General features: G+C 42.8%; 19 protein-coding genes. 7 read left to right on the top strand and 12 right to left on the bottom strand.

Going from position 1 to position 21,541, the window contains the following annotated elements; all coding sequences use genetic code 11:
* Nucleotides 1-78: 78 nt before the first annotated feature.
* The 4 genes from hutI to AC1D0K_RS10590 form a co-directional block, all read right to left on the bottom strand.
* Nucleotides 79-1,299 carry an imidazolonepropionase gene (gene hutI, locus AC1D0K_RS10575; RefSeq protein ID WP_477395813.1) on the bottom strand — a complete coding sequence of 407 codons (1,221 nt, stop codon included), beginning with the start codon at nt 1,297-1,299 and terminating at the stop codon, nt 79-81.
* A 264-nt stretch (nt 1,300-1,563) separates the two neighbouring features.
* Nucleotides 1,564-3,237 carry a urocanate hydratase gene (gene hutU / locus AC1D0K_RS10580; RefSeq protein ID WP_477395815.1) on the bottom strand — a complete coding sequence of 558 codons (1,674 nt, stop codon included), beginning with the start codon at nt 3,235-3,237 and terminating at the stop codon, nt 1,564-1,566.
* A complete protein-coding gene (hutH, locus tag AC1D0K_RS10585; protein WP_477395817.1) occupies nt 3,215-4,774 on the bottom strand; it encodes a histidine ammonia-lyase in 1,560 nt (519 codons plus the stop codon). The genes hutU and hutH overlap by 23 nt, the downstream gene beginning before the upstream one ends.
* Complete coding sequence (locus tag AC1D0K_RS10590) at nt 4,767-5,276, bottom strand: MarR family winged helix-turn-helix transcriptional regulator (RefSeq protein ID WP_477395819.1); 510 nt, start codon at nt 5,274-5,276, stop codon at nt 4,767-4,769. The genes hutH and AC1D0K_RS10590 overlap by 8 nt, the downstream gene beginning before the upstream one ends.
* A gap of 160 nt (nt 5,277-5,436) precedes the next feature.
* Here AC1D0K_RS10590 and AC1D0K_RS10595 point away from each other — a divergent pair, with 160 nt between their 5' ends.
* From AC1D0K_RS10595 to AC1D0K_RS10605, 3 genes are all read left to right on the top strand, one after another.
* Nucleotides 5,437-7,299: a patatin-like phospholipase family protein gene (locus tag AC1D0K_RS10595; protein ID WP_477395821.1), complete on the top strand. Its 1,863-nt coding sequence runs from the start codon at nt 5,437-5,439 to the stop codon at nt 7,297-7,299.
* A gap of 102 nt (nt 7,300-7,401) precedes the next feature.
* Nucleotides 7,402-7,809, top strand: a complete 408-nt coding sequence (locus AC1D0K_RS10600) for a DUF2251 domain-containing protein (RefSeq protein WP_477395823.1) — start codon at nt 7,402-7,404, stop codon at nt 7,807-7,809.
* 110 nt (nt 7,810-7,919) lie between these two features.
* Nucleotides 7,920-8,324 (top strand): GNAT family N-acetyltransferase, encoded by a 405-nt coding sequence (locus AC1D0K_RS10605; protein WP_477395825.1) that lies wholly within the window; start codon nt 7,920-7,922, stop codon nt 8,322-8,324.
* 7 nt (nt 8,325-8,331) lie between these two features.
* Here the strand turns inward: AC1D0K_RS10605 and AC1D0K_RS10610 are convergent, their stop codons facing one another.
* Nucleotides 8,332-8,844, bottom strand: coding sequence for a YdeI/OmpD-associated family protein (locus AC1D0K_RS10610; protein WP_477395827.1), 513 nt, complete (start codon nt 8,842-8,844; stop codon nt 8,332-8,334).
* Between the two features lie 167 nt (nt 8,845-9,011).
* On the opposite strand from AC1D0K_RS10610, the gene AC1D0K_RS10615 reads away from it, so the two are divergent.
* Nucleotides 9,012-9,440 (top strand): nuclear transport factor 2 family protein, encoded by a 429-nt coding sequence (locus AC1D0K_RS10615; protein ID WP_477395829.1) that lies wholly within the window; start codon nt 9,012-9,014, stop codon nt 9,438-9,440.
* 267 nt (nt 9,441-9,707) lie between these two features.
* On the opposite strand, the gene AC1D0K_RS10620 is transcribed toward AC1D0K_RS10615, so the two are convergent.
* The 4 genes from AC1D0K_RS10620 to AC1D0K_RS10635 form a co-directional block, all read right to left on the bottom strand.
* Nucleotides 9,708-10,367, bottom strand: a complete 660-nt coding sequence (locus tag AC1D0K_RS10620; protein WP_477395831.1) for a GDSL-type esterase/lipase family protein — start codon at nt 10,365-10,367, stop codon at nt 9,708-9,710.
* Between the two features lie 3 nt (nt 10,368-10,370).
* The gene (locus AC1D0K_RS10625) at nt 10,371-10,859 is read right to left on the bottom strand and encodes a cytidine deaminase (protein ID WP_477395833.1); all 489 of its coding nucleotides are present in this window, start codon (nt 10,857-10,859) and stop codon (nt 10,371-10,373) included.
* 278 nt (nt 10,860-11,137) lie between these two features.
* Nucleotides 11,138-13,033, bottom strand: a complete 1,896-nt coding sequence (locus AC1D0K_RS10630; RefSeq protein ID WP_477395835.1) for a DNA topoisomerase IV subunit B — start codon at nt 13,031-13,033, stop codon at nt 11,138-11,140.
* A gap of 105 nt (nt 13,034-13,138) precedes the next feature.
* Nucleotides 13,139-13,804, bottom strand: coding sequence for a hypothetical protein (locus AC1D0K_RS10635; RefSeq protein ID WP_477395837.1), 666 nt, complete (start codon nt 13,802-13,804; stop codon nt 13,139-13,141).
* Nucleotides 13,805-14,081: 277 nt separating this feature from the next.
* Between AC1D0K_RS10635 and AC1D0K_RS10640 the strand changes: the two genes are divergently transcribed.
* Both AC1D0K_RS10640 and AC1D0K_RS10645 read left to right on the top strand, forming a co-directional pair.
* On the top strand, nt 14,082-14,375 hold the full coding sequence (locus AC1D0K_RS10640; protein WP_477395839.1) for a GNAT family N-acetyltransferase: 294 nt from the start codon (nt 14,082-14,084) through the stop codon (nt 14,373-14,375).
* 70 nt (nt 14,376-14,445) lie between these two features.
* The gene (locus AC1D0K_RS10645) at nt 14,446-15,240 is read left to right on the top strand and encodes a class I SAM-dependent methyltransferase (protein ID WP_477395841.1); all 795 of its coding nucleotides are present in this window, start codon (nt 14,446-14,448) and stop codon (nt 15,238-15,240) included.
* A 104-nt stretch (nt 15,241-15,344) separates the two neighbouring features.
* Here AC1D0K_RS10645 and AC1D0K_RS10650 read toward each other — a convergent pair whose 3' ends face one another.
* From AC1D0K_RS10650 to AC1D0K_RS10660, 3 genes are all read right to left on the bottom strand, one after another.
* Nucleotides 15,345-17,519, bottom strand: coding sequence for a DUF5916 domain-containing protein (locus AC1D0K_RS10650; protein WP_477395843.1), 2,175 nt, complete (start codon nt 17,517-17,519; stop codon nt 15,345-15,347).
* A gap of 92 nt (nt 17,520-17,611) precedes the next feature.
* Nucleotides 17,612-20,026 carry a glycoside hydrolase family 31 protein gene (locus AC1D0K_RS10655; RefSeq protein WP_477442352.1) on the bottom strand — a complete coding sequence of 805 codons (2,415 nt, stop codon included), beginning with the start codon at nt 20,024-20,026 and terminating at the stop codon, nt 17,612-17,614.
* 413 nt (nt 20,027-20,439) lie between these two features.
* On the bottom strand, nt 20,440-21,051 hold the full coding sequence (locus AC1D0K_RS10660; protein ID WP_477395847.1) for a class I SAM-dependent methyltransferase: 612 nt from the start codon (nt 21,049-21,051) through the stop codon (nt 20,440-20,442).
* Between the two features lie 118 nt (nt 21,052-21,169).
* Between AC1D0K_RS10660 and AC1D0K_RS10665 the strand changes: the two genes are divergently transcribed.
* Nucleotides 21,170-21,535: an MmcQ/YjbR family DNA-binding protein gene (locus AC1D0K_RS10665; protein WP_477395849.1), complete on the top strand. Its 366-nt coding sequence runs from the start codon at nt 21,170-21,172 to the stop codon at nt 21,533-21,535.
* The last annotated feature ends 6 nt before the right edge of the window (nt 21,536-21,541 follow it).

A 21,541-nucleotide genomic window follows, 5' to 3' on the forward strand; every position in this document is an offset into this window, starting at 1 on the left:
GTTTATTAGTTCATTGGTATTAACATTTCAAGTTTCCCTCGTGTGAAGGGAATCGCACCATCCCCGCTTTTTATTTCTTTATGATCCGGCAATCCATACCTTTTCAGGTTTCAATTTCCCCTGGTGGTATAATATCTCCCGGTAATCATCACATGGGTACGCCTGCATATCGGCAAGCTTACCTTTTGATAACATGCCCCGGTCGTTTAGTTTTAAGACCTGCGCGGCTCTGCCCGTTAATCCTGCAAAAACCTCGGCGGCGCATAGCTTTTCTGAAACGGCCATTACAGCAGCTTGCAATAGCAAATCGCCCATTGGTGCCGATCCTGGGTTCCAATCACTGGCAATTGCCAGGCAGGCACCTGCATCAAGCAATTTACGGGCAGGAGCATATGGCATACCCAACCCCATCGAGGCACCGGGTAAAGTTACAGCTACGGTATCAGAACCGGCCAATAATTTTATCTCATAATCACCGCTTGCTTCTAAATGATCTGCAGATGATGCACGTGCTTTAACGGCCACATCGCTGCCACCGGTTGTAAACTGATCAGCATGTATAGTTACCTCGAAACCCATTTGCTTGGCCTTAGCCAGGTAGTTGAGTGCATCGCTTGTGTTAAAAGCGCTTTGTTCAATAAAAATATCAACCCTGTTGGCAAGTCCCTTTTGTTTGATAACAGGGAGCAGATCATGCAGTACATGGTTAAGATACGCTTGTTGATCGCCATCAAAATCTTTAGGTAACATATGTGCCGCCAAACAGGTTGATACCAGGCTGGCCTGCGTCATATCTGCCGCGGCCTTTATAGCCCGCAACTGTTTTAATTCCGCATCGATGTTTAAACCATACCCACTTTTAATCTCAATAGTGGTAACCCCCTCGGCCACATGGCGTTGTACCCGTTTTATTAACAGACCAGTTAGCGTGGCCACATCAGCCGCGCGGGTTTGTGTTACTGAATCCCAGATGCCACCACCCGATTGCGCTATCTCCAGGTAGGTTTTACCTTCCATTCGCATAGCATAATCTTTAGCCCTGCTGCCAGCAAAACATAAATGCGTGTGGCAGTCAACAAAACCAGGAAGTAAAACATGGTCACCTGCAATTTCTTCAATTTGTGCCGATGGATAGTTTAATCGCAGTTTATTGAAATCATCAACAGCAATTATCAGCCCGTCCTCAACCAATACACCTCCCCCGGGAATGATGTGCAATTGTTCATCCCTGAGTGCACCTTTAAGTGGCAATCCTGTTAAAGGAAGTATTTGAGTAAAAGGACCTATTAGTTTTTTCATTTATTAACCTTTTCCTACCGTCATTGCGAGGTATATAACTATGATGTATTTACAAAAACCTTTTTGTCATCCTGAACATAGTGAAGGATCTATTATGCGCTATACTCCTTCGCCCTGTAATTCTGCGAATAGATCCTTCACTACGTTCAGGATGACAAACCTTTTAAAACGTCATTTCTCCTTCAGAGCCCGTGGGTTTTATGCCTACCTATGACGTGTTTTTAATAATTGCTTTAAGCCTTCGGCCTTAAGCTTTCAGCTCACCTACCACACCTTCAATCCAAACTTTTCTGCCCACTCCTCCGCCTTATCGTAACCGGCATCGGCATGGCGGAAAATGCCCATTGCCGGATCGTTGTACAAAACCCGTTTAAGGCAGCTGGCTGCGCGCTCCGTACCATCGGCCAATACAACCATGCCGGCATGTTGGGAGTAGCCCATCCCCACCCCACCACCGTGGTGGAACGAGATCCATGTGGCACCACCGGAGGCATTGGCCATCAGGTTAAGTAAGGGCCAATCAGATACCGCATCCGACCCATCCTTCATAGACTCGGTTTCGCGGTTGGGTGATGCTACCGAGCCGCAATCCAAATGGTCGCGGCCAATTACTATCGGGCCTTTTACTTTACCGCTTGCCACCAGGTCATTAAATATCAGCCCTGCCTTTTCCCGTTCGCCCATGCCTAACCAACAAATGCGGGCGGGCAAGCCCTGGAAAGAAATTTTTTCCTGCGCTTTTTTGAGCCAGGTAAGCAATGGCTTATTTTCTGGGAATGCTTCCATGAGCGCCCTATCAGTTGTATAAATATCTTCCGGATCGCCGGATAAAGCTACCCACCTAAACGGGCCTTTGCCCTCACAAAACAGCGGGCGAATATATGCCGGCGTAAAGCCGGGAAAATTAAAAGCATCCAGCTCGCCGCCTTGTTTGGCAAACTCGCGCAGGTTGTTTCCATAATCAAAAGTTACCGCTCCCTTCTTTTGCAAATCAAGCATCAGCCCCACATGCCTCGCCATACTTTTTAGCGACAGGCGCTTGTATTCAACAGCATCACTTTTCCGTAAAACGGCGGCTTCATTTAATGACAGGCCGTTAGGTATATACCCATTTAGCGGATCATGTGCCGACGTCTGATCAGTTAAAATATCCGGGATAATATTGTCTTTTAATAATCTTTCCAGCAGATCACCGGCGTCACTTACTAATCCAACAGAAAGTATTTCCTTTTTGTCGATGGCCTCTTTTACCCAGGCTATAGCCTCATCATAAGAATGGGTCATACGATCAATGTATTGGGTATCTACCCGTTTTTGGATTCGGGTTGCATCAACATCGGCACCCAAAAATATGCCCCCCGCCATAGTCGTGGCCAATGGCTGAGCGCCGCCCATGCCGCCTAAACCCGCGCTTACGATGAGCTTACCGGTAAGATCGCCATTAAAATGCTGATTACCGCACTCTACAAATGTTTCATAGGTGCCTTGTAAAATACCTTGCGTACCTATATAAATCCAGCTGCCGGCCGTCATTTGGCCATACATCATCAAACCTTTTGCGCGCAGCTCATTAAAATGCTCCCAGTTGGCCCATGCAGGGACCAGGTTACTATTGGCTATTAAAACACGTGGCGCTTCGGGGTGACTGCGGACAATCCCCACCGGCTTGCCCGATTGTACCAGCAGTGAGTGATACTCATCCAACTCCAACAACAACTCAATAATTTTCCTGAGGGATTCCGGGTTGCGCGCTGCCTGCCCAATGCCGCCGTAAACTACCAGCTCGTCGGGATTTTCGGCTACCTGGCCATCAAGGTTATTGAGCAGCATCCTTAACGGCGCTTCGGTTTGCCAGCTTTTGGCATGCAGCTGCATGCCGCGCGGCGACTTATACACCGGATGGCTGGCGTAGGTTTTAATAAATTCCGAACTCGTCATGGCTGAGATTTATATGGTTATTGATGGCCGCATCATTGGCAGTTGCCAAAAATGAACCATCGGTAATAATTTGATGTAACTGGCTGATATCATCCGCAAAAACACGGTCGTCCTGTATAAAAGGAACGTGCTGCCTCACATAACTGTGCAGGGCTTCAATAACAGGGGTTGATAGTAGCGGCCTGCGGAAATCCATCGCCTGTGATGCATAGAGCAGCTCAATGGCCTGGATATATTCTATATTATCAATCACCATGTGTAGTTTACGCCCACTGATGGAACCCATGGAAACGTGATCCTCCTGCCCAAGCGAAGTAGGCACACTATCGGCACTCGCCGGAAAACACAGCGTTTTATTTTCGGTAACCAACGCTGCCGTGGTGTATTGCGGTATCATGAGGCCTGAGTTTAGCCCGGCATTATGCGTAAGCAGTTTAGGCAATCCATAACGGCCTTCGCTCATGAGGTAACACCGGCGATCGGCAATATTGCCCAGCTCGGCAGCGGCAACAGTGGCATAATCAAGTGGCAGGGCTAATGGCTGTCCGTGGAAATTACCTCCGCTGATGGTATCATCGGCGCTAAAAATAACAGGGTTATCAGTAACTGAATTTAATTCGGTCTCGGTAAGCTGTTTAAGGTGAAGCCATGCATTGCGCGATGCGCCATGCACCTGTGGCATACAGCGCAATGAATAAGGATCCTGCACCCTATCGCAATTAAAATGTGATGTATTGATCCCTGATCCATTTAACAAAGTAAACAGCCGTTTGGCTACCATTTGGGTCCCCGCGAATGGCCTGAGCGCGTGAATGCGTGCATCAAATGGTCTTGTGGACCCCATCAATCCTTCTAATGACATGGCGCCTATCAGGTCGGCACGGTTCAAAGCATCATCAAGTCTTTGCACCGCCTTTATGGCAAAGGCTAATATAAATTGTGTTCCGTTAATTAAAGCGAGGCCTTCTTTTGGGCCCAATACCAAAGGCAACTGATTGTGTTTTTTTAAGGCCTCACGGGCAGGTTTTCTTTCGCCCCGATCATATATTTCGCCCAGGCCAATTAATGGTAAAAACAAATGCGACAATGGAGCCAAATCGCCCGATGCACCTACCGATCCTTTTTCGGGAACGATTGGGATGATATCATTATTTATATGCCAGATGATGCGGTACAAGGTTTCGGGAGCAACGCCCGAAAAGCCCTGGGCCAGGGCATGTACTTTAGTGATCAGCATCAGCTTGGCAATTTCCTGCGGGATGGGTTTACCCACACCTACGCTATGGCTCTTGAGGATATTGCTTTGCAGCAGGCTGGTATCAGCCTCAGATATATGAGTATCGCAAAGCGGACCGAAACCTGTATTAATTCCGTAAACTGGTATTTGCGCATGAACAATTTTTGCAACCTCGCCCCACGATGCACGGATAGCCTGATCAGTATCAGCATTAATAACACCTTTGGTTTTGCCCGCTGCTATATCCAGGCAAACCCCGATGGTTAAATGATCGCTTCCATAATTGAACGTACTATTCATGATCGGCGGGTTTTAGTTCGGTTACTAATTTTTCGCTAATAAGTTCGGATAGATTAACCGAGCGAAATGTTTTTTCGAGCGCGGTTATTCCAGGTAATAATTGTTGTGAGGAAGGATCGCTATCGATAAGTTCGGTCATCGCCTTAGAAATGGCATCCCACATGGGCAGGATCTGTACTAATAACTTACGACCGCTATCGGTTAAAGTTACCAATTGCCTGCGGCCATCATCGGCACAGGTGGCACTGGTAACCAACCCGCGATTTTTTAAATTGGTAATCAACTGGCTTGCCGCCGGATGCGAAACTTCAATCTGCTCGCTTAGCTCCTTTATAGATAGCGCATCATTCCTGGATAGCAAATAAAATACCGGGAACCAGCTGGCATCAAAATCAATTCCTTCATTTTGGTAAGCCCGGTTAATTTCGGCTAAAAAAGCTTCGCTCAATCGCCTTAACCGACTGCCCAAAACCAGGTAACCTAAACTTTGATATAAATTCATAGTGCAATTTATATAAGTGCTTATATAAATGCAAGCTTTGAGAGAAAGAAATTTTTGGCGGATTAAAAAGATCAATAAAAACACTGGTAAACAGATGTTTTTACCTTATACATATTGTATAATAATTACCTAAATTTATACAACCAAAACCTATGCTATTATGGATAAGATACCAGCCCCCGAACCGCTGTCAGAAAACAAGCTTGAGGTTGCCATAATTAAACCGTTTGATAGCATCGCTCTCGCTTTTTCGGGCGGTGGCTTTCGTGCGGCTTCATTCTCATTAGGCGTTTTATCATACCTTGATAAAATAAAGTTTGATGATACAACAGATGAACTTTTTGGCCACAGCCTCTTACAAAGGGTTACCTATATGTCGTCGGCATCCGGCGGTACAATAGCAACCGCGTTGTATGCTTTATATAACAGTAAGGGCAAAAGCTTCGGCGATTACTATAGTAAACTTTTAACGGCACTAAGCGGCGATGAGTTACTAAAAAACGCCATGGAAATGCTGGCCGACAAAAAGTACTGGAAAACAAGAGAGCTTAAAAGTCGCAATATCATTAATGCGTTTTCGTTGGCTTATGATAAACATTTATTTGACTGCGCAAACCTCGAATCGCTTTTTCATGACGAATCACCTGGCAAACATTTACAGGAGGTTTGTTTTAACGCTACCGAGTTTTTTACGGGCCAATCTTTTCGGCAGGATATAAAACTGGTACCCGATAACGGTAAAGATCCCTATTTTACTTATGGTAATATGGTTATATACCTCGATAAAAAAACTGCGGGTAAAATTAAACTGGGCGATATACTGGCGGCATCATCCTGTTTTCCGGCGGGTTTTGAGCCTATAGTTTTCCCTAATGATTTCACATACCCTGGTTTGTACCCATTAGAACTTAAAAATGCCCTTACTATGCTGCCGCAAACGGGCGATAAACAGGAAAAGGAATTTATAAACAAAAAACATTTCGGGTTGATGGATGGCGGTATTACCGACAACCAGGGCCTGCAAAGCATGATGTATGCCGATGGCAGAAGAACCAGGCACGAAACCGATCTGCGGCATTTTGACCTGCTGATGGTTAATGACGTTGGCAGTCATTTTATTGAACCTTATGAAATGCCCGAGGTGAAAAAAGGCTGGGAATTATCCCTAAGAGGATTGGTGTTTATAGCCGCAGCAGTTATTGTCATTTTATCGGCAGGCATCTGGTATGGAATAAAGCAACACTGCGCCTTATTAACCATTGTTTGTTCTGCACTTATCACCCTGCCTTTAATCTTTTTTGTATTGAGTTTATATTTAAGAAGCCAGCTATTGGGTGCCGCAAATTCTACATTGATATTAAACTTTAAAAAGAACTTTACCGAAAGGATAATTTCGTTGCTGGTTGGTTACTTTACAAAAACACCGTTAAGCATTATTAAGCAATTGATAAGCGCCAGGGCAGAATCCGTGCTAATGCTTAACCTGAGCATATTTTTAAAGCGGATAAGACAGCTGCTTTACAATAAATTTTATTTTTCGCCGCAATGGAAAAACCGGGGTAAGGGCAACCATATCTATGATCTTTCTTTTTCAAACAACATTAACCGCAAAGCCGATGATGGTTATAAATCACCGGTGCCACCTGTGCTTGACCCAAGCCAGGATATCCAGATTGTAGCCCAGGTAGCCTTTAACACAGGCACAACGCTATGGTTTGATAAACAATCGACTGAGCAAGTGCATAGCGAGGCTTGTATAATAGCCTGCGGCCAGTTTACCACCTGTTATAATCTGCTGTTATATATTACAAGACTACTGGCTATAAAACCAGAAGAAGCCCCTTTTGACCCTAAATACCGTAACCGCTTAATAAAATTAGAACAACAGATGCTGGCAGATTACTCGGCCTTTAAAACCAATCCCTTTTTCTATTACAACCAATCAGGAGTGGATTTTAAGATCCCGGGCTTTAAAACGGTCTCTATGCAGGAAATTCCTTTTCCTGAAAACTGGAAACCTTAATCATATTGAACCATGAACATAGCTATACAGATAATTACTTAAGCCGGTAAATAAAATTTATGATACTTTAGCGCTGCGCTAATTAGTGCTTTACTATATAGTATGATTTTAGAGGTAGAAGAGGAATTTATTGTTGGCGAGGATACATTTTTTGATAGTGTAAGTCCGGATTCATCACATGGGGTTGTTTTTGAAGATAACCTTACAACGGGATATTTTTACGCGATTGGGAAATTACCAGGTCAGGAAATTTTGGACGCAGTGCACATTTATGACGTGGATAACGTGACCGACAAGGGCCAACCATGCAACATTAAAATTGTATGGACTGACGATTGGCAGCTTGCATCCTTATTGATCAATAACTACTGCCATGCCATATTTGATTTTAAAAACAAGGTAGGCTATTCACGCAATGCATTCCCGCCCAGCAACGGCAAGTGGAAAAATCAAAACGACAGGATTAAATTAACCGATGATTTGTTAGAAGAGCTTTTGAGCGGTAAATAGCTATTTCATTTATTTTTTTCCCCATGAGAACTCTAATAAAAGCTCACCGTGAGCGGGATTAATGGGCACAAATTAAAGTATTGTAAATAACTATATTTTCAAATTAAACAATGATGCAAATAATAGAACAAAATATCCCACTTGAAACCTACTTGCAACTAAGACGCGACAGCGGCTTGTCCACAAAATCGGCTGAGGCTGCTACCATCGCCTTAGCCCACACTTTATATGCTGTAGTGGTAAAAAATGACCAAGAGGCTTACATTGGCATGGGCAGGGTTATTGGCGATGGCGGCTGTTTTTGCCAGGTGGTAGATATTTGTGTTCTACCACAACACCAAGGTAAAGGCATAGGCAAAAAAATAATGGAGAAGATCAAATCATACGTAGATGAAAAGCTGCCAGCAACCTGCTATGTGAGTTTATTAGCAGATGGACAAGCCGATAAATTATATGCACAGTTTGGGTTTCAGGAAACTATGCCGCTGTCAAAGGGCATGTACATAAAAAAGTAAATATCCGCTACTCCCTCGCCCGCTTCAATTCCCGCAGCATCATCCCGTAATCCATCCGCCTCACCATGGCATTTATAGTTGCAGCAATCCTGTTAGCGCGTGTGGCATCAGTTTTAGCGCTATCTATCCATTTAATAAAGTAGCCGCGGTGGCTTTCGGCAAGACTGTTAAAAAAAACTTCGCCCTCAGGTTCAAATTCAAAACATTCCAGCAGATCGGAGGGGATGGTAAACTTAAAGTCGTCATCGGGCTGTAATTGTACCCTGAGCATGGCGCCGCGGCTTTTATGCAGGGCTTTGCAAATTTCGCGCTTTAACGACATGATAAAATTACCCTCGCCCATGGGCATCAGGGCCATGCCCCGCACATCCAGGTTATCCAATTTGCCCATTACGCGGAAAGATTTCTTGTTTCCGGGTTTCATTTCCTGGGCAATATCAACCGGAATTTCGATATATGTCCACCCGGTTTTTTCACCTTGTTCAGCAAATTGTAAAATAATGGTATTAAAATCAATCATTGCGGTGGTTTATTATCCTAACGTTGCTAAATATTTAATAAATAATACCAATTGTTAAATGTTTGTTAAATCGTATAAATTGGTTGATTTGTCTGTAACGAATGGAATAATGCTGCTGTCTTATAGATATAAATTAAGAAATAAATAACCTCAAAAACAACAACAATATGAAAACCTTAAAATCAATACTCGCAGCTTTAGCTTTAATAATAGTATGTGGTGTTGCAAAAGCAAATGTAACAACAGAAGGTGATAACTTAACCCGCAATTTTGCTATAAATACATATGTAGATGCCATGACCCGCGGCAAAGTTCAGGGCTTTGGCGACGTGGTTGACCAATCGGCCAAATTCAATTTATTACGTGGTAAAAACGTATTAAGCTTTACTAAAGGCGAAATGATTGAATCTATAAAAGCCAATAAAAATACCGAACAAAATTGCACAACCAGCACAACAATTATGGAAAGTAACAGCGATATGGCCGTAGTAAAAGTTGATATGCAGTTTGATGGTTTTGTACGCACCAATTATGTAACCGTTGCTAATACCGGCAAAGGCTGGAAAATCACCAACGTTTACAGTGTATTTAAATAAGATAGTTTTAGTTTAGTGTTTAAAATGTAAGTAAGTATAGGCCCCGCCAGGCGGGGCCTTTTTTATTAGACACGAATTGATTCGAATTGATTCGAATGTCACGAACTGAAGCGGGGCGGGATTGAGCGATTCCCCTCTTGAGAGGGGTGGAGGGGTGTGTTCTACCACGCCACGAATAAACATTGTTTACCAATCGCTTTTATAACACACCCCTGCTTACGCTCTGCCTTACGCGCCCCCTCTCGAGAGGGGATTTTTTTTAAGACCCTACTTTACCAGCGGCTTCAATACCGATTCCCATTTATCATACCCTTGGGGGTTCAGATGCAGGTAATCGCCTTTAAATAAGCTGGAATCTGGCGTAGTGGTGCCGGGATTGTAAATTGCCGTTACCAGGTCAACATAATGACTTTTAGGTTTGCCTTTCAGGTAAGCTTTTATTAACTCATCAGCCTTATATACTTCCGCATAATTCTTAGCACGTACCGGACTTGGCTTTATCGACATAAAATAAACTTCGGCTCCGGGCAATTTAGCATGGATCATATCCCATAGCTTGGCAAACTCGTCGGCTACAAACTGCGCGGATTTGCCTGCTGCGATATCATTTTCGCCGGCGTAAATAAATATTTTACGGGGATGGTATGGAAAAAGGATGTAGGGTGTATAATAATCAACCAATTGCCAAAGTTCGCAACCACCTACACCACGCTTAATAATGGGCTTATCTGCAAAACGCTGCTCCAGATCGCTCCACAGCCGAACGGATGAACTGCCGATAAACAAAATACCATCCTTTTTTGGGAAGTTAACGCTATCCTGGTGTTTAAATGCCCGAATCTCGCTATCAAACGGAAAGCCTTGTTGTGCAAATACATTTGCCGCAAAAGCACATCCAATTAAAAATAAAAACAATTTCAATTTCATAGTTTATGAGATCAGTCTTTCTTCAAAAAACAAAAATGGCAACTGGTTTTCAACGCCTTTAATTACCCAAACCGGGCTATCCGCCGCGTATAATATAATTTTGATAGGCTTCTTCTGCTTTTTCTCTACCTCGGCCAAAACCTGCAGACATGAACCACAGGATGTTACCGGCTTACTCAACATAAACTCATCTGTTTGGGCCGTTACTGCCATGCTCTCAACCGGATCATCGGGATGATTGGCACCCCAATAAAATAGTGCAACCCGTTCGGCACATAAACCAGATGGATAAGCTACATTTTCCTGGTTGCTGCCATAAATAATACGGCCGCTTTGCAGACGTAACGCCGCCCCTACCCTAAACTTTGAATATGGTGAATGTGAATTTTTTAACGCTTTAGCTGCCTCAAGGCACAGCTCGTAGTCTGGTTTATCCAATTGCTCTATAGAATCGTATTCGTCAAAAGCTATTTTTATTTCGTGGTTGGTCATAAATGCTTCCCCTTAAAAAAAGAAGGGGAAACAAGATAAGAACTTTTTACGAAATTGAAGAATCTCGTGGAATTTGTGAGCAATATTCTCACGTCGTTTTGAAAAAAAAAATTTTGTCATCCTGAACGATAGTGAAGGATCTATTCTCCACCATGCTTCTTCGCCCTGCACAGTCTGCGAATAGATCCTTCGTTCCTCAGGATGACAAATCTTTTAAATCGTCAATTCTCTTTCAAAGTCCAAAGATTTCAAAACTTCAATGACGCATTTATAATTAACTACACCGCAACCGGTAAAGCTATTCCATCTGCCTCTTCGGCAATCAGCGGATTAATGCTTTCGTCGTCTTTTTCAACCCTCAGGTTGTTCACAATGTGCATCTGGCGGGCGGGGGTATTTTTACCCATGAAATACTCCAGCAAACCTTTAATATTTGCGTCTTTAAGAATCACCGGATCCAGGCGGATATCTTTGCCTATAAATAAACCAAACTCATCTGGCGAGATCTCACCCAAACCTTTAAATCGGGTAATCTCGGGCTTGTTGCCTAATTTGGCTATCGCGTTACGGCGTTCTTCATCGCTGTAGCAATAAATGGTTTCCTTTTTATTACGAACCCTAAACAATGGCGTTTGCAGGATAAATACGTGACCTGCCTTCACCAAATCCGGAAAGAACTGTAAAAAGAAAGTCATCAGCAACAAGCGGATGTGCATACCATCCACATCGGCATCGGTAGCAATCACAATATTGTTGTAGCGCAGCGCATCCAGGCCATCTTCAATATTGAGGGCGTGTTGCAGCAGGTTAAATTCTTCGTTCTCGTAAACTACTTTTTTGGTTAGCCCGTAGCAGTTAAGTGGTTTTCCCTTTAAGCTAAATACAGCCTGGGTCATTACATCGCGCGATTTGGTGATAGATCCACTTGCCGAATCTCCCTCGGTAATGAACAGCGTAGTATCCTGGCGGCGTTCGTGGGTATCTTCAAAATGCAGTTTGCAATCGCGCAGTTTGCGGTTATGCAGTGATGCTTTTTTTGCGCGCTCGTTAGCCAGTTTTTTAATGCCAGCAATATCTTTTCGCTCACGCTCAGACTGCAGGATCCTTTTCAGCAAGGCATCAGCCGCGGCGGGGTTTTTATGCAGGTAATTATCCAGTTCCTTTTTAAGGAAATCATTAATAAACCCACGCACAGATGGCCCTTCCGGACCAATATTTTGCGAACCTAATTTGGTTTTTGTTTGCGATTCAAACACCGGCTCCTGCACTTTAATGGCGATGGCGGCAACTATGGATGCACGGATATCCGACGCATCAAACTCTTTTTTATAAAACTCGCGGATAGTTTTCACCACAGCCTCACGGAAAGCCGCCTGGTGCGTACCTCCCTGTGTTGTATTTTGGCCGTTAACAAACGAATAGTATTCCTCACCGTATTGCTGACCATGGGTCATGGCTATTTCAATATCCTCGCCTTTAAGGTGGATGATGGGATAACGCAGTGTTTCAACATCGGTATTTTTAGTTAACAGATCATAAAGTCCACGCTCTGAAAAATATTTTTGACCGTTAAAATTAAGTGTTAAGCCCGAATTAAGGAACACATAATTCCAGATCATGCTATCTACAAACTCAGGTATAAAGCGGTAGTTCCTGAAAATGGTATCATCGGGAATAAAATTAATGGCGGTACCATTGCGCTGGGTGGTTTCTTTTTCAGCTTCATCCCTAATCAGTTCGCCTTTGGCAAATTCGGCCAATTTGGTACGGCCATCACGGTATGATTGTACAATGAAATTGTTTGATAACGCGTTCACCGCCTTAGTACCCACACCGTTCAATCCTACAGATTTTTGGAAGGCCTTACTATCATATTTACCGCCGGTATTTATTTTGGATACGCAATCAATCACTTTACCTAAAGGAATCCCCCGGCCGTAATCACGTACAGATACTTTATGATCGCTCATATTTACCTCAATAGTACGGCCCGATCCCATTACAAACTCATCTATGGAGTTATCAATAATTTCTTTAAGCAACACATATACACCATCGTCATAAGCCGAGCCATCGCCCAATTTACCTATGTACATACCGGGGCGTAAACGGATGTGTTCTTTCCAATCGAGGGAGCGGATACTATCTTCGCTATAATTAACTGGTTCTGCCATTTATTGAGTAGAATTTTTAAAAAAGGCACAAATATGCGCCGGGTGCAAAAATATAGTTTAGGGTTTGAATTGAGCGTTCAAAACTGTCAACTTATTAACATTATGTTACCGGGGTTTAAACTGGAGACTATTACTGGCTTTATCAATGTTCTTGAAAAATTCAGGGTCTTTTTCGTTAGTAAAACATACGGCCATAATAGTGCCTGTATGGTTGCGCTGCAGCGTTATAAGCAGGGCGTACTTGTAATGCTTTGTTTCGGGCAGATCAAGCAGGTTAAGCAGGTATGATTTACCGGCATCGGCCCGGTAACGGGCAAGTACATTGGCAGGTATGGCGCGTATAAAATTATCCATCTCGCCGGTAAAGGCCGCGGCTTGCGCCTTCCCCATTTTAAGGTATGACGAATCCGGGTTTTCCTGCTCGTGGTTACGCTCATAACTGAGCCAGTTTTGCTTTAATGATTTTACCTGGAACCAGATCTCAAACTCCTGACCGGGAATTTCCATAGCATAATCAAAAGAAAAATCTTCATTATTTACTGCTGGGATTTCTTTAAAACCTTTAGGAAAAGTAAACGTAACATTAGCCTGCGCCAAAAGTTGCGAAAACTCATTAAACTGCTTGCTTCCCTTAACCTGGCTAATGGTTTGCGCCGGCACGGGCTTTCTTTTAGGTTTGGCCAAATACCGCGGCTGTTTTACCTGTGCCATTGCATTGGTAAGGCACAGTAAAAGCATTGCCTGAAGTATGGTGCATTTAAATTGCTTCACAATAGTTTTTCATTAGCGGCCGAAACCAGGGACGTTTCTGTATGTAATTTTATAAAAATAGAAGCACAAATCAAAATTAATTAAAATTTAAAAACTCAAACAACTAAGTTAATATCAGGCATTTGCACCCACCAAAATCTTTAACAAATCCATTATCATCATTTTTATTTGATGAATATAAACATCGCCATAAAAATACTGCAACTAATTGGCTTTATAAATTTTGTTACTAATTTAGACTCGATACAAAATCAAAAAAAGTATCGGTTGCTATTTCATGAAATACCAGGACATTCCACTTATTAATAATGAGGCTATACATAATTTTGAACTAATTATTGACGGCAAACGATCCTTTATTGATTATAAACAAAAAGGTGATAAGATTTACCTGATCCATACCGAAGTACCCGAAGAAATGGAAGGCATGGGTGTTGCAGCAGCTATTGTTGAAAAGGCATTTAACTATATAGAGAGCAACCACCTTAAATTGGTGCCTCTTTGTGTTTATGTATTGGCTTTTTTAAAACGGCATCCCGAGTGGAACCGATTACTGGCAGTGCACGATTAAGCTATATATCTTTTATTTATTTCCGGTTGATTGCTAAGTATGATGCATTACTTTAGCATAAAATATACATATGGTCGCAAAACTGTTTCGGAACCTGGTTGATTTTTCTCCAAAATTGAGTTTACGCCTTTGGCAATTATTTTACGAATTTATAGCCCGCAGGTTTAAAAAACTGACCAACTGGAAGTACATGAACTACGGCTTTGCAGATACCCAGGGTAAAGTAACCGATGATTTCAATTTACTAAGCGAAAACCTTTATCACCATTTACTTGGCAAGGCCCAGCTCGCCGGTAAAAATATGCTTGAAGTTGGTTGCGGGCGTGGTGGTGGTTGCGAGCTCATGCTGGCCTATCAGCCTAAAACAATTACCGGGCTTGATTTTTCTGAAAACGTGATTAGCTTTTGCAAGCAAACCTATCAGCAGGCAAATTTAAATTTCGTGGCTGGCAATGCCGAAAGCCTCCCGTTTGACGATAACAGTTTTGATATTATTGTTAACCTGGAATCATCACACTGCTATGGTAACCGTGGTGATTTTTTTAAAGAAGTAACACGCACCCTTAAACCCGGAGGTTTTTTTTTATATGCTGATTTCATGGGCCGCGTACACTATCCAAAACGGCCGGCGCAGTTAACAGAATGCGGCTTACAGGTTATAACCGAACAGGATATTACACCCAATGTGCTACAAGCTATGGAATTAAGTGCACCCTACAAAGAGGCAATGATAAAAAAAATTGTACTTAAACCCTTTCGTAAACCCATCAATGATTTTGTGGGCGTTCCCGGCTCAAACATTTACAATAAGTTTAACAGCGGCGAAACCATTTATTTTTCGATGCTGTGTGGGAAAGGGGAGTGAATGGTTAATTGGGGTTAATTGGGTGAGTGGTTAATTGGGTGAGTGGTTGAAAAATCCGCAATACCTTCAGCCTGAATCTTGTTCCCAATAATACGCAACCAGTTTTACAAATTACACCAATAGGTCCATTTAATAACCAACTGCCTGTTTTTAATGGTGTAGGGCGATGGTATTGAATTATCGCCATAAACAATAAACAAATCTGAGGCCGGCTTGTACCGCCATTGCAGCCTTATATTAGTGTTCATGTTTTTAACCTGCCCGTTGTATTGTACATAGGTAGTAAAGTAAAGCGTATTACTTAAGGTGATATCTGCCTTCGGACCAATCAGCCAAAAATCGGCGTTGCCATAAGGCTGTGGCAACCTCAGGTTGATGTATGAGCTGTTTACCGCCAGGTTTACATAAGGCTGAAACCGATAGCCCAGTTGGCCCGTAATACTTGTACGGTTACCATTTAAATAATATCCACCATGCAAGGCATCAATTAAATAAGTGAATAAAGCCTGCGGCTTGGATACAAACTGCACATCAAGCGTTTTCCAATGATGTTCTGAACCTATGGGAAGGGGCGTTTTACCCGTGTTTGTAGGATCAAAAGGCACCAGCAATTTTATATAAGTATCAATACCCGATACCGAAAAAGTATTCCTGTTGCGCAAGGTCATCAAATAGGTTAGATTGCTTTCATTATCTGTACGCTTAAAGCTTTCGTTAAAATAGTAATTGCTGGTTAATTGTATCCCATGACTTAGCACATCACCACTTTTTGGAAAAAAGTTATGCAATATCAGCGGACTAATTTTATTATACCCAACACGCGGCACGTAGCCAACCCCTGCCGTGTAGTTTTTACCAACGTACTCATCCTGTAAATAAAGCGTCCAGTATTTACTTAAGTATTGCAGGTGAGCGGCCCCTACTATATCATGGCCCTTTACGCCGGGCGTAAATGATTTTAACCCAAGCAGCTTACCCGTCCACAAATTACTTGGAGATGCCAGGTTGTACTCCATGCCTACATTACGATTATAGGCAGTTCCGGGAGTTGCTGTACCCGTTGCATCTTTATTGATGAACATAAACGCTATGTTTGATCGTCCAAACATCCTGCGTTGCAGGGTAAGCACACCATAGTTTTGCGCGGGCTGTGATGCGTCACTCGCTTCGCCGGTTTGTATATCCATTAACCCTACACGCCAGTCTCTGTCAATTTTACCCGTGAGTCTTGTTCCAAACCTTATGGGTGCATTTAACCCGATGCGCCGTGAAAAGAACGGACGAATATCGGCATAGCCGAAATTGCCAAACAGGTCGCCGTTCTCTAAAAAAAACTGGCGCTTCTCCGGAAAGAACAACTCATACCGGTTCAGGTTAATTACCTGCTGATCTACATCAACCTGCGAAAAATCAGGGTTTACAGTCAGATCCAGGTTTAAAGATGATGTCAGTCCAATCTTGGCGTCACCACCAAAATCCTTTCGCCAATCTGTTTTGGTTTTAGCGGTATAGTCTTTAGCTACCCCACCAAGCGCATAAGGAATAATAGAGATATTTGTGCCCGCATCTGGTGGCAATTCGTCCCAAACTAATGAGCCGGTATATGCCAGTGATGCAGTAGGAAATTGCCTTGGCACCGGCGCCCAGCTCGATTTTTCGGTAGTTACCAAATCGTTTCTGCTAAAGTTGATGCCCCATAGGCCCACTCCTTTTTTATAGCGAATGCTTTTAAATGGTATAGCGGCTTCAAATACCCACCTATCCGGATAGTTTTTCACTACCGAGGTCCATTTGTTGTCCCAGCTCAGGTCAACCTTACCACCTTCATACATGGTGCCGTCCCATTGCGCTCCTGCGGCATTGGCTCCAAAGCTGAAGCCATCTGTACGGGCATCAAAAGGATCAAGAAAGAAAATGAAATTATCGTTTTTAACAAAATTAAAATCGCGTTTGAGCGACTCAACCATGTATTGGCCCGGCCCCGCGGTGTAACATACGGCAATAATGTATAGGTTATTGTTATCAAAGGTCATGCGTACCTCGGTATGCACTTTTGCCAGGCTGGTATCCATGGGTGTAACCATAAAAAAATTACTGGCAGAGTCAGCCTTAAGCCAAGCGTCATCCACAATGCCATCAATAGTTATGGCCGATGCAGCCCGGCGGATGTGGTATTGATACCCATCATTCTTTTTTTGGGCCGATGAAGAAAAATACAAAAAACATAAAACCAGCAGCAATAAGAATTTTAATAGTGATACCGGTTTTAAGGAATTCAATTTTTAATACTTTAAATTATAAAAGGTTTAATCAAACCTCAGCCCGCATATTATTGCGGGCTGAGGTAAATATTTGTTCGGAAAGATAATGATTACATGTTAATCACTAAAGCTTTACCCGCATATTTAACTACTTTATCGGCCTTAGCTGTTACCTCGACATCAGATCCGTGTGCACCTTTCACCATCACGATATTGAAGGTGCGGCTTTTCAGCATGCCCGGGAAATGACCTTTGGTATCTGATATCGTAAGCTTACGGGTTTTATCATTCCAGTTGAAGGTGAAGGTTGAAAACTGACCTTTTTCGTAGTTATAATTATCGTTCTCATCCTCGTAAAACTTAAATGTTCCATCAGCTCCGGGATATATTCTTAGTTCGATATTATTGGCAGGTTTCTCGGTAGCATATTCCATATGTGGCCCCATAGGTATAATAGAGCCCGCTTTTACATATAAAGGCAAAATTTCAATTGGGGCAGCGGCGCTAATGGTTTGTCCGCCATCCAATACTTCGCCATTCCAGAAATTGTACCATTTGGTGCCTGCCGGCAAATAAACCTGGCGGGCTTTGGCTTTTTTGTCCGCATCGGCCGATGTGTATAGCTGCTCTGTAACCGGGTTCACCATAAATGCATTACCAAACATGTATTGATCTGGGATGCTATAAACTTTGTCATCGTTCCTGAAATCGAAAGTCAGGGCACGCATCATGGTATAGTTTTCGGTAGTTGTGCGGCCAGCCAATGAGTAAATATATGGCATCAGGCGGTAACGCAGTTTATCAAAATTAAGCAGTATGGCTTTGGTATTGGCATCCCAGTTTGAGCTAAACAAAGCACGTTCGCCTTTGCCGTGGATCCGGAAGATAGGGCTAAAAGCACCAAACTGGAACCAACGGGTAAACAACTCGCGCTTATCCGGTTCCGACCAATCGGCAGCTTTCCAATGAAAGTGGTAACCGCCGATATCAGATGTCCAGTAAGCCAGGCCCGATGCACAGGCATTTATACCCTGTGGTACCTGGTTCTTAAAATCCTTAAATGTACATTCAATATCGCCCGACCATAAAGTTGACGCATTACGCTGCTCGCCGGCGAAAGATTGCCTTACCAAAAAGAACGCGCGCTTGTTAGGGATATCCCTGCGCCAGCCTTCATAAACGCCCTTGGTATGTTGTAAAGAGTAAGTGTTAAAATAATCAATCCCCTTACCAATGCTGAAGTTGCTCTGGCGGCGTGCATCCTGCAAAGCTCCGTTGTCCGGCTCGCACTGGTCAATCCACCAGGCATCAAAACCATAGCGCTTTACCAGGCTATCGCGCGCCTGATCCCAGTAAAGCTCGCGGGCTTTTGGATTATGGGCATCGTAATAAGTATCAAAAGTGTGGGTAACCACATTATCCCAGGTAATATCTGTTAATCCACCCATTTTTTCCAATGCATCATAGTTTGGCGTACCTTTGCCAAATACCGGCCATATTGATATCATGGCATGAATATTTGCCTGGTGCAATTCATCAACCATTTGTTGCGGATGCGGGTAACGCTCGGGTTTCATCACGTGCGAACCAATTGGCAAGGGATCCCAATAATACCAGTCCTGCACAATTACATCAACCGGAATATGGTTGTTGCGGTAATTGTCTTTTACGCCAATGATCTCTTTCTCGCTCATATACCTATCCTGGGATTGGAAAAGACCGAAAGCCCATTTACCAAACATCGGGGCACGACCGCTTGCCGTACGATAAAGATCAATGATATGATCAAAAGTTGGTCCGTAAAAAAAGAGGTAATCAACTTGCTTACCGCTTTCAGATACATACTTAAATTTAGTATTGTTTGCTTCGCCACCGTAAAAATTAGATGCTGAATAATTATCCCAAAGTAAGCCATACCCTTTGGTTGATAGTAATACCGGGATAGCACCCGTAAGATATTTTATAAGCAACTCCTGGTTGCGGCCCTTGTAATTGATGGATAAAGAATCAAGCGGGTGACAGCCTAAACCGTATAACGCCTCGTTTTGTGGCGAAGTAAATTGCGTGCTTACATTATAGGTGCTGATACCGGCGATAGTTGCCGGGGTTATGGTTTTATTTTCGGTATCCTCACCGGTAATAAGTTCCCCTTTTAAAGTGGTATAGGTAATGGCATTGGTACCTTTATCTACCTTTATCTTTAATTTCGCCGTTGTAATAACTACCTCAGTTTTGGTTTCGGCAACCTGGTAAGCAGTTGGCGTTTTCCAACTGTTAACTACCACCAGCGATGGCCTGGTTTCAAAGGCGTCAAAAATGGTATACTTTACCTCAATAATGTCGGCCCTGCGTACAAGTACTTTCATCAAGCCTTTATCTAAGGAAAAAGTAACACCATCGGCCCCTTTTTTAAATGATTTAATGGTAGCATTTGCAGGGAGAGTTGCTATACCTCCTGCCAATAAAAACATCATCGCAATCGATTGTTTTATTCTTTTATTTAAGGCGGGTAATTGTTTAAACATACTGAACAGCAATAATTTGGTTTATAATAAGTGTAAGATTAACACCAGTTTTGAAAATGTGAATATAGTCACTTTTTTTTATTGGAGAAAAATATTTGTGTTGACGGATTTGGAAATTAAATACCCCTTTCGTTGCTCCTGAGCATATCGAAGAATCATTAACCAAATATCCATCCCGACAAATAGATACTTCAATCAGCATGAAAAAAAGAAAGAAATATAAGAAGCTGTTTAAATTTGATTTATTAATGTTTTTATGCTTCTAATGAAGCACTTAACCACCCGTCATTGCGAGGCACGAAGCAATCCCCGCCTTACAGAGTAGCTTTACAAATCCGATCTGCACAGTTTGGGATTGCTTCGTACCTCGCAAATGACGACCTTTTTCTCTATTTTTAAACGGCTTCTTACGATTACCGTTTTTGCAAACACCAGGTGGTCATGCACCGCAGGTTTTGCACATTGGTAGTTTTTATAGGTTCATAAAGCGTACCATTCAATTCACGTGTATAGTGCAACAGGGTATCCTCATTTACCAGGAAACGTTCGGAGCCATCGGGCAATAAGTAGCGCCTGTTACCTCTTGATACTACTAATTCTTCTATACCGATATCAGATGCCAGCCTTGCAAACAGGTAGCCACCCGGCTTTAACACCCGCCATAACGAGCGTACCATACTTTCAAAGTGTTGCTCATCATGTGCAAAGTGCAGTACGGCGCTGCATATAACCAGGTCGAAAAAATCATCGCCGTAAGGTAAAGCCTCCACCCCTGCAACAGTAAAATTATCTATAGAATTTTGGGGAGATAATAAAGCTGATAACTGTTTTATGGCATCAATAGCTGCCTCACTTTGATCAACCCCATGTACTTCATATCCGTTCTGCAAAAAATACACCAGGTTGCGTCCGCCACCACATCCGGCATCGAGGATGGTTTTGCAGTTATCAAACCGCCCCTTTAATAACTGATCGAACAGATAAATATCAATATTGCCAAATGCTTGCTGGAAGTTGTTTTGCATGGTCGAAAATTAGCGTTTTTTAATAAATCTCCGGGTGTTTTGTTGGTTAAAACCAGTGGCAATAAATGAAAATTAAATAGTACTATCCAAAACCAGCCACATTTACCTAACTTTAAATATGGCAACAGATATGTCTATCTTCATGCAATTTCTGCGCAGTATGCTGCTCCCCTTACCTGGAGTTACCGAGAAGATGTGTTTTGATGATCCTGCATTTTATGTAAATAATAAGATTTTCACCAATGTGAAACTAAAGAATGAACTGCTTGCCTTACACACCGTTGAACGTGAAAAGTGGATGGCAGTTGATCCGCATACATTTTTCATTACCGATCATTACCTTAACTACAAATACATGCTGATACGCCTTGAAACGGTATCGCCCGATGATCTTAAAACTTTGTTAATTACCGCCTACCTGGCACGCGCTACCAAAAAACTAATAAAAGAGTATGAGGCGTTAAGAACTAATGAGCGTAATTAAGCGGCC

This window comes from Mucilaginibacter sp. P1_A3 (genome assembly GCF_056406855.1).